Annotated in this window: 3 protein-coding genes; all 3 read right to left on the bottom strand. The window is 59.7% G+C overall.

Annotated features, from left to right (window positions below; all coding sequences use genetic code 11):
* Positions 1-93: 93 nt before the first annotated feature.
* From recD to recC, 3 genes are read right to left on the bottom strand one after another with little or no spacing between them, the layout of a single operon-like run.
* Positions 94-2,202, bottom strand: coding sequence for an exodeoxyribonuclease V subunit alpha (recD, locus tag WLY71_RS02735; RefSeq protein WP_347802404.1), 2,109 nt, complete (start codon positions 2,200-2,202; stop codon positions 94-96).
* On the bottom strand, positions 2,199-5,885 hold the full coding sequence (recB, locus tag WLY71_RS02740; RefSeq protein ID WP_347802405.1) for an exodeoxyribonuclease V subunit beta: 3,687 nt from the start codon (positions 5,883-5,885) through the stop codon (positions 2,199-2,201). The genes recD and recB overlap by 4 nt, the downstream gene beginning before the upstream one ends.
* The gene (gene recC, locus WLY71_RS02745; protein ID WP_347802406.1) at positions 5,882-9,334 is read right to left on the bottom strand and encodes an exodeoxyribonuclease V subunit gamma; all 3,453 of its coding nucleotides are present in this window, start codon (positions 9,332-9,334) and stop codon (positions 5,882-5,884) included. Before recC ends, recB begins: the two co-directional genes overlap by 4 nt.
* Positions 9,335-9,547: the final 213 nt, after the last annotated feature.

Raw genomic sequence — 9,547 nt, forward strand, 5'->3', positions numbered from 1 at the left:
AAATGATGCCGCAACGATAGCACAGCGTTCAAACGCCAGCGAGGCCGCGTCCTACGGCACTTCGGACAGTTTCCGTCGTCTGTGCCGTCCCTTTCAATCACTTGATTCAACACCCTCATCCAATTCCAGCATCAACCCGCTCAAGCGTTTGACCTTGCGTCGCACTGCCTCTTCGAATACGCCGGAACGAGGCTCGATCAGGGTGAACCAGTTTTTGGCCCGGGTAATTCCGGTATAGATCAATTCCTTGGTGAGTACAGGGTTCAGGGCATCCGGCAAAATCAACGCCGTATGAGCAAATTCCGAGCCCTGGGATTTGTGCACCGTCATGGCGTACACGGTTTCAACATCATTGAGCCGGCTCGGCAGAACAAAACGTACGCCGCCCTGACCATCATTGCGCGGGAACGCCACACGCAGCACCTGCTTCCCAACCTCTGGCCCCTCACGTTCCGGTAGCTTGAGGGCAATGCCGATGTCGCCGTTCATCAAACCCAGACCATAGTCGTTGCGGGTCATCAGCACCGGCCGACCTTCGTACCACTGCTGGTCGCTGTCGATCAGCCGAGCCTTGAGCAGCGCGGCGGTCACGCGTTGATTCAACCCCTCCACGCCCCACGGCCCTTTGCGTACGGCGCACAACAACTGGAAGGCGTCGAAGGCTTGCAGTACCTGCCGAGCCCAATCGGTCCAGCAGGGATCATCAAGCGTACTGTCGAGTGGTGGTCGCAGGCTGCGCAAGAGACTCAGGTAATGCCGATAGCCCTGCGGTCCATCGCCATGCCCCTCAAGCAGCAAGCGTTCCAGCGCCCGGTCCTGCTCCCCCTTGAGGGACAGGGAAAACACGTCGTCATGACTCCGTGCTGCCAACAACTTGCGGGCTTCCTCGGGTTGCTGCTGGTTGACCCAACGAGCCAGTTGGCCGATGCCGCTGCCCTCGCCGAACCGGCGTGAATGACGCAGCATCACAACTTGCTGGGCCAGCGGATGAGTGCCTTGGGTGTCTTCCTGCAAACCACTGGCATCCAGGCTTTCACCACTGACAGCTTCCAGCCACAGTCGAGTCTGTGGGCTGTACCATCCAGCCTCGGCGTCGCGGCACAGGTCACCCAGAACGGCGCCGGCCTCCACCGATGCCAGTTGATCCTTGTCACCGAGCAGCACCAGACGGGCATGGGCCGGCAACGCATCGAGCAAGTTGGCCATCATTTCCAGATCGATCATCGAGGCTTCGTCCACCACCAATACATCCAGCGGCAAGCGATTGCCGGCGTGGTGACGGAAGTGTCGAGTACCGGGGCGACTGCCGAGCAGACGGTGCACGGTGGTGACGTCTGACGGGATCTTCACTCGTACGGTTTCATCGACTTCCAGGGTTCTGACCTGCTGACTGATGGACTCCGTCAGTCGGGCTGCAGCCTTGCCGGTGGGTGCCGCGAGACGAATGCGCAACGGCTTGCCCACCTCCACTGCCGGTGCCTGGAGCAACGCCAGCAAACGCACGACCGTCGTCGTCTTGCCGGTCCCCGGGCCACCGGTAACGATGCTGAATGCGCTGCGGGTGGCGAGGGCACAGGCGAGTTTCTGCCAGTCAATCACTTCGCCGGGCTTGGCTTGGCCGAACAAACGGGTGAGGCGCTGGGACAAATCATCCGGTGTGGTTTCGTGTTCCACCAGGCGTTGGCGCAGCGAGGTGTCGATACGCCGTTCGTAAGCCCAGTAGCGACGCAAGTACAGGCGTTTTCCCGATAACACCAATGGCCGATGTTGCGCCGCCTCTCGGCCGTCGACCGCCAAAGCGACCAGACTGCTGGAGGCCAGGACCTTGCACCAATGGGCACCGTCCAGCGCCTCAAGCAATTGCGACGGCAACAACATCGCGCCACTTTGCAGATCGCCTTCCGGTGGCAGCGACAGGGCGAAGTCCGGTTCCTTGAGTGTCTCGAACACATCCAGGCACACATGACCGTGGCCCAGTTGATGGCTGGCCAACGCGGCAGCCAGCAGTACCAACGGATCATCGCTGGGAGCGAGCTCATGAAGAAAGGCGACAAAGGCTTTGTCCAGCGCTCGCAGCCAGCCGCGTTCAACCCAGCGCGTCAGCAACAGCAGCAAGTCATCGGCGCGACTCAACGGCGCCAGATCCGCCAGGCTTTCGGCGGTCAACGAAGTTGGCAGCAAATCAGCGAAGGTGCGACTCATAGCAAAACTCCCTGTTCCCAGGCGGGTTCAGCCTTGGGTTCTGGCTTGCCCTGGAACAGCCGGTCCAGACGCTCGATCAACGCTCTTGGAGGACGGGCGAAATACACGCCTTGGCTGGACGCGCGCGTACCACGCAGGAACAGATACAGCGCACCGCCGACATGCCGGTCGTAATCGTAATCGGCAAGTCGCGCCTTGAGCTGGCGATGCAGGGCCAACAGGTACAGCACGTATTGCAGGTCGTAACGGTTGTCGAGAATCGACTGCTCCATAGCCTGCTCGGTGTAGGCCGCGTCATCGACGCCCAGCCAGTTGGATTTGTAGTCCGCGACGTAATAGCGGCCGTCGTGCTCGAACGTCAGGTCGATGAAGCCTTTGAACATACCATTGAGCAACACCGGCTCGGCAGCCACCCGGGCCACGCCGTTGTGGGTGTATTGGCGCACCAGTTCATCGAGCTTGAGCACATCGACCTTATGACTGGCGAACCAGAATTCCATCTCGACCCGGTATTGGGTGAGCCGCTCGAATACCACGGGGGCTTGCCCGCCGCCGATATGCAGCGGGGACGTAAGCAGGTGCTGCAGCCAGTCGCTCAGGGCGGTTATCCAGCCCTCCCAGCCACGACGATTGCAACGACGGGCAATGGCGTCTTCCACCGCTTGCGGCGTGGCGACAAAACCTTCATCACCGGCCCATTCAAGCAAGCCATGGAGAAAGGTGCCGGGGTTCGGGCCACGAGGGAATCGATGGATATCCGCGCCGCCGGCCACCACTTCTCGTGGTGCTTGCGGATCGAGGCGTTCGTCGTCGAAGAGCTTTTGCGCTTGCGGGCTCTCCGGCGCTTCATCAGTGCCTACGCTCATGCTGTCGCCAATGCGCAAGGCGCTGTAGGAGGCAATCCACCAGTTTTCGCTGGCCTTGCGTTTGGGTATCAGCGGAGCAAGCAACGTCGCATCGTTGTGTGGCGGATGGTAGTGTTCGACAATCGCTTCAGGCATTTCACTGTAGCTCAGCGCAGGACAGTCCTGCTGCAGGTCTTCCAGCCAACACTTCAAGCCTGCCGACTCGGCCAGTGGCGCACCGCCTCCCAGCAGATAACCCAATGCTGAAAGATGCAGCACCGAGCTGTTGTTATTGCCGCGCTTGAGATCGGTCACTCCAAGCCAGCAGGCGTGTTGCGCCCGGGTCAGGGCCACGTAAAGCAAACGCAGATCCTCGGCAAGACGCTCATCATCCGCCTGAACAATCAACTCGGCCGTCGGCCTCAAGGTCACTTGGGCCTTGCCCGTGGCGTCGTGGTAATGCAACGGCAGACGGCTGCCATCCACCGGTTTCGCCGAGCAAATGAATGGCAGGAACACCAAGGGATACTCAAGCCCCTTGGACTTGTGAATGGTCACGACTTTGACCAGTTGCTCGTCGCTCTCCAGACGCAGGATCTGCTCTTCGCCGGCCTGACCGGACAACGCCAGATGCTCGGACAAATGACGGATCAGCGCTTGCTCACCATCGAGTTCGGCGGCCGCCTGTTGCAGCAATTCGGACAAGTGCAGCAAATTGGTCAGCACCCGCTCGCCGTCACTGCGCATGATCAATGTCTGAGGCAGCTGGAAGTCATGCAGCAATCGCCGCAGCATTGGCAACACGCCCTGCTTGCGCCAGAGCTCGCGATAATGGCGGAACTGCATGACCCGCGCTTCCCAGGCCAGTTCGTCCTGATTGAGCCGTTCCAGTTCAGCCAGTGACAGGTTCAGCGTGATGCAGGCCAACGCGGCTCGCAGCGGGCGCTCGACATCCGGCTCAGCGCAGGCCTTGAGCCAGGTCAGTAGATCGTGGGCTTCCTGGGCGGCGAACACCGAGTCCTTGTCCGACAGATAGACGCTGCGAACGCCACGTGCGGAGAGTTCGCCGCGCACAGCCTGGGCCTCTTTACCGTCGCGGACCAGGATCGCGACATCCGCTGGCAGCAGCCCTCTGAAGTCCTTGCCGTCCTGTATGAAACCCGCCCGACCTTCTTGACCGCCATTGAGCAATGCGGTGATTTCACTGGCGCAGGCGGCAGCGAGTTGTTGTCGGTACACCGCGCCGGACAGCGGCTGATCGGCGGACAGGTGCCAGATGTTCAGGGCGGGCACGACCTGGCCATCAATGTGCAGAACTTCTTTACGCCCTTGGGATTCGACGGGCAGGAACGGTACCGGGTTCTCACCGTTCTTTTCACGAAACAGGAACGCGCCGCGTCCCAGCTCTCGAGACTCGGCACGCTCAAACACATGGTTCACCGCACGGACCATGCCATGGCTGGAACGGAAATTCGTACCCAGGGTATGCAGCCGGCCAGCGGTGGCCTGGCGGGCGCGCAGATAGGTGTAGATGTCAGCACCGCGGAACGCGTAGATCGCTTGCTTGGGGTCGCCGATTAGAAACAGACCGCATTCGGGATTGTTGTCTTCGATGCGATAGATGCTCTCGAAGATCCGGTACTGCACTGGGTCGGTGTCCTGGAACTCGTCGATCAACGCCACCGGAAACTGCTCGCGAATCAGGGTCGCCAGCCGCTCACCGCCGTCGGACTGCAACGCTGCATCGAGGCGCAGCAGCATGTCATCGAAGCCCATCTCCGCACGGCGACGCTTCTCTTCCTCGAACCGTGTACCGACCCACTGGGCGGCGTGTTGCAGCACGGCGGCATCAGGTGTCGGCAATCCATCGAGATTGGCCTTGAGGCCGGGCATGGCGTCCAGCCCGGGATGACTGGGTACTTCACCCTTCCAGGCTTCGGCCATACCCTCGGGCGTCAGGCGCGTGAAGCCGGTGCCGATATCCAGTTGCTCAAGGGATTCGTCTTCAGCCCAGGCCCTGATCTTTCCGAACCAGGGTTCGAAATAGCGCGCCTGCATCTTGCGACCGTCGACGCTCTTGCTCGCAACACCCTGGTGACAAATGGCAAGCAGTTCGTCCGCCCACTGGCCCCAAGGCATCTTGAGCTCGAGCAAGGCTGCCCGTCGCTCTTGCAGACACTCCGTGATCAGCTCGGCAGGCTCTTTACCTTCGACACTGTCTCGCTCACTGGCGAACAAACCACGCACTCGCGGCAGCAATGCCGCCGGACCGCCCCAATTCCCACGCACCCAGTTCAGCGCATCGCCTTGCATCGGGTAGCAAAACAGGCGCCAGTAATCACGCAGGACTTCGCCCAGCAAATCGCTGTGATCGGTTTCCAGGGATTGTGTAAACAGGCTGCCACTGTCGAACGCATGCTCGCGCAACATGCGCTGGCACCAACTGTGGATTGTCGAAACTGCCGCCTCGTCCATCCACTGTGCGGCGATGTCCAGGCGGTTCGCGCACCCGGACCACTGCTCGGGAAGGTACTCCGCGCGAAGCTCCGCGATAAGGCTATCGGGCGCCGGTGTTTCATCACGGAAAAACCGCGCAGCTTCAGCAAGACGCGTGCGGATACGTTCGCGCAATTCTTTGGTCGCGGCATCGGTGAACGTCACAACGAGGATTTGCGGCGGCAACAGTTCACGTCCGAAGCCGCTCGACTCTGCGCCGTGGCCAAGGACCAGGCGCAGATACAGCGCGGAAATGGTGAAGGTCTTACCGGTCCCGGCGCTCGCTTCGATCAGTTGGCTGCCGCGCAGGGGAAATGCCAAGGCCAGAGGTTTTGTGGTCATGCGCGCGCCTCCTCGCTGCTCAATGAACGCCAAGGCGCTTCAAGCAGCGGCCGGTACAACGCGTTGCACCAATCCGGGAACGTTTCGTCTGCGGTAAGCGAGTCGAAGTCGGCGAACTGCCGGGCGAGTGCCGGGCTTTCGCGACGCTCGCCGTCGGTGGTCAGGCCATCGCCTTCATAGGCCTTGCGGGCTGCGGCCTGGGCTTTGACCGGGTCAGTTTGACCAAGCCAAGCGAAGCCGGTCTTCACTGCAATCGGCAGCGGTTGACGCATGCCAGTTTGCCAAGCCATTAACAAGTCACCCAGTATCCGCAACGCTGCATCCTCCGCCATCGGACCGAGTAGCAGACTGTCGTCGCTGGCCACCAACGCGGTGGTCATCGCCATACCACTGGCGCAGGCAACCAGATGATTGACCCATGGTCGTGTCAGCCGATGCCATTTGCGCGACTTGATTGAACCGATACTGTTGGGGATTGTAGTGACCGATAGCAAACCACCGTCCGCACGTTGATGCAGGCCGCTGAGCCAACCTTCCAGGCGCAGACCCTGCAACTCCAGATTCACTGGCAGAGCGTTGGTGAGCGGCGTTGGCCATAACGCCAAAAGCTGTTGGTAACGCTGCAACAGATCCGGCAACGGTTCGATCAACTCTCGCTGAAGGCATTCGCCGAATCCGGCCATGGGCAGGAGCCCACTGTTTTGCAGACGTTTTGCCTGTGCTTCCAGTACCTGGTCAGTGCTATCCAGATGTCCCAGCGCCGCTTCGAGCAAGCTGTCGCTGAGGCTGTAACGTTGCAACGCGTCGAGTACAAATGGCTCTTCATCAGCCAAGGGCACTTCAGCCGCTTCGAAGTACACTTTCAGACGCTGACTGAAGAAATGTCGCACAGGATTACGCAGAAAGTCCTGCAGTTGACCGAGACTCAGCGGCTCTTCCTGAATGTAGGGATCAAGGACCTCGATATCAGTCGACGGCTCACTGGTTTGATGCAGTACCTGCCATTCATTCGCGTAGCTGAACAAATCATCGCCTTCATGAAAGTAGCGGGCGCTGAAGGGTTGCAGTGGATGTTCCTGAGTGATGGCCTCAAGCAGATCTTCGTCGACATCATGCAGTCGCCAACCGCTGGCCAGATGATCTCGCAATTGGCCAATCAGTACCGACGCAGGGCGTTCACTGTTATCGCGAATGCTGCGACCGACCCAGCTGATATAGAGTTGGTCACGTGCCGACAACAGGGCTTCCAACAGCAGATAGCGGTCATCTTCACGTCGGGAACGATCACCAGGGCGGTAATCACTGCCCATGAGGTCGAAGTCCAGTGGCGGCTGTGCACGCGGGTAGTCCCCGTCATTCATGCCCAGCAGGCAGACCAGTTTGAACGGGATCGCTCGCATGGGCATCAAGGTGCAGAAGTTAACCGCACCGGCCAGAAAACGCTGGGACAAGCGACCCTGATCAAGGCCGGCGAGCCAGGCTTCACGGACCACGGTCAACGGCAGTTCATCATGCAAGCCAACTGACTCGCACGTCTCAAGCCAGGTTTCACGCAGCTCTTCGAGCTGGGCCAACACGTAGTCGTCATGCTCGTTACTGGCCAGGAAAAACAACTGAACCAGTGCGTGCAAGCGAAAGCCCCATTGTTTGGGAGCGGCGGGTTGAGAGAGCTCTTGGTGGGCAATCTCCAAAGCGTCGAGCAGTGCGACCAAAGGCCCAATGAGCGCGGCATCCAGACCACCGATCTCGTCGTAGGGCTCGATACCCTCACAAGCACTGGCACTGCCCCCGGCATAACCGAGCAGCATCCGTCGCAGGCCGAAACGCCAACTGTTTTGTTCCAGCTCCTCCGGTAGACCGAGACCCGCACGCTGCTCGGCATTCATGCCCCAGCGGATGCCTGCGCCCTCGATCCAACGGTGCAGGGTTGGCAGATCACGTTCCTCTACACCGAAGCGAGCGCGTAGTGCAGGAACATCCAGCAGATCGAGGATCTCGCTCACGGGGAAACGGCTGTCGGGCAGTTTGAGCAGATGTTCGATAGCAATCAGTAACGGGTCACGACCACGCTGGCCTTGATCTGCGAGCGTGAAGGGAATGAAACGCGGGTCTTGGCGTTCAAGCTGAGCAAATACCGCACGAATGTGCGGTGCGTAGCTGTCTATGTCCGGGACCATCACGATCACATCGCGAGGCCTTAACTCAGGATCAGCACTGAAGCGTGCAAGCAACTGGTCGTGGAGAATCTCCACTTCGCGCTGGGCACTATGTGCGATGTGAAAACGGATCGACTCGTCCTTTGCCGGATCGACAGCTGGCCAGCGCTCGCGAGTCTCGTTCAAGGGACGCAATTCAAGAATGTCGTCCTGCAATTGATTGAGCATGTTCTGTGGCTGGCTATCGCTGAACAGGTCGATACGGCCATCGCGGAATGCCGAGCGATAGCTGTTGGGATCGTCGTAGCTGTCGAGCAGGTTGATATAGTCCCGCCCCTGCTTGCCCCACGCCGCCAGTAGTGGATGGGCATGCTGGTGAAGGCTTTGCGGGTCGAGCACAACCGGCATTCCGCTCTTGCGAGCCTGACGCTTGTACTGATGCCGCAACAGATCTTTATCGGCGACGATGTCTGCCCAATGGTGACGACACGGGTTGTGCACGCAAAGCAGAACCTGCCTGAACCGGGCCAGCCCCGCCAGTGCTTCCAGCGCTTGAGCAGGCAGTGAAGAAATCCCAAAAACGATTACCCGTGAAGGCAATCCGCTAGGGACCACGTCGAGGCTGTTGATGCGCTCGATAAACCGTTGATGGACGCCGGCTCGGCTTTGCGCCATGCCTTGTTCACCCACATCCAGCAACAGCGCACGCCACAACTCTGCCTGCCAGCAGTTAGCCGGGGTCAGAGGTTTGGTTTCACCTCTGCCATTTCGTAGTTGATGACGACCTTCTGCCCAGTCTTCGAGCCAATCGGCCCTGTACACCTGATATTGGTCGAACAGGTCCGCCAGTCGCTCCGCCAATTGATAGCGTTTACGTAAGTCTGTGTCATTCGTAAGGAAGCGCTGCAGGGGTTCGAAGTGCGGTTGGTTGATCAACTGCGGAAGCAGACGCATCAGACGCCAGGTCAAGGGAGCTTTATCGAGCAGGGATTTGACCGGGATTTCGTCCCGCCCAAGCACCATGCGATAGAGCTGCCACATGAAGCTACCTGGTAACTGCACGTCGATGGCTGCTGCGATTCCGCAGCCGCCCATGTCATCGTCTTCAGGGTCTTCAGCCAGTGCCAGCTTCAGCCATTGGGCGATGCCGTTGCTCTGTACCAGGGCAATTTCATTTTCCAAGGGAGCCAACGGGTAACGCCGCATCCAGCTGACCACCAGGCTGCGCAACTCGTCCAGGCGATTGCCGTGAACCACCATAAAACCAGCACTGAGGGACGTCGCGTCCGGCATAAAGGCTTCCTTGGGAAAATACAAAAGCTAGGGCCGAACCTTAGCATTGTCGGGAGACTGTGACAGCCGGGAGCCGTCCGGGATTGCTGTGCGAACTTTCCTGCGGACAAAACAAAACCCCTACCTGCATACGCAGATAGGGGTTTCGGAATTTAATCTTGACGATGACCTACTCTCACATGGGGAAACCCCACACTACCATCGGCGATGCAT

The organism is Pseudomonas rossensis, from assembly GCF_039888995.1.
GTDB classification, from domain to species: Bacteria; Pseudomonadota; Gammaproteobacteria; order Pseudomonadales; family Pseudomonadaceae; genus Aquipseudomonas; species Aquipseudomonas rossensis.

What these genes read in the sequence shown, in the direction of transcription:
- recD (WP_347802404.1), bottom strand. Translation starts at nt 2,202, where the DNA reads ATGAGTCGCACCTTCGCTGATTTGCTGCCAACTTCGTTGACCGCCGAA.
- recB (WP_347802405.1), bottom strand. Translation starts at nt 5,885, where the DNA reads ATGACCACAAAACCTCTGGCCTTGGCATTTCCCCTGCGCGGCAGCCAA.
- recC (WP_347802406.1), bottom strand. Translation starts at nt 9,334, where the DNA reads ATGCCGGACGCGACGTCCCTCAGTGCTGGTTTTATGGTGGTTCACGGC.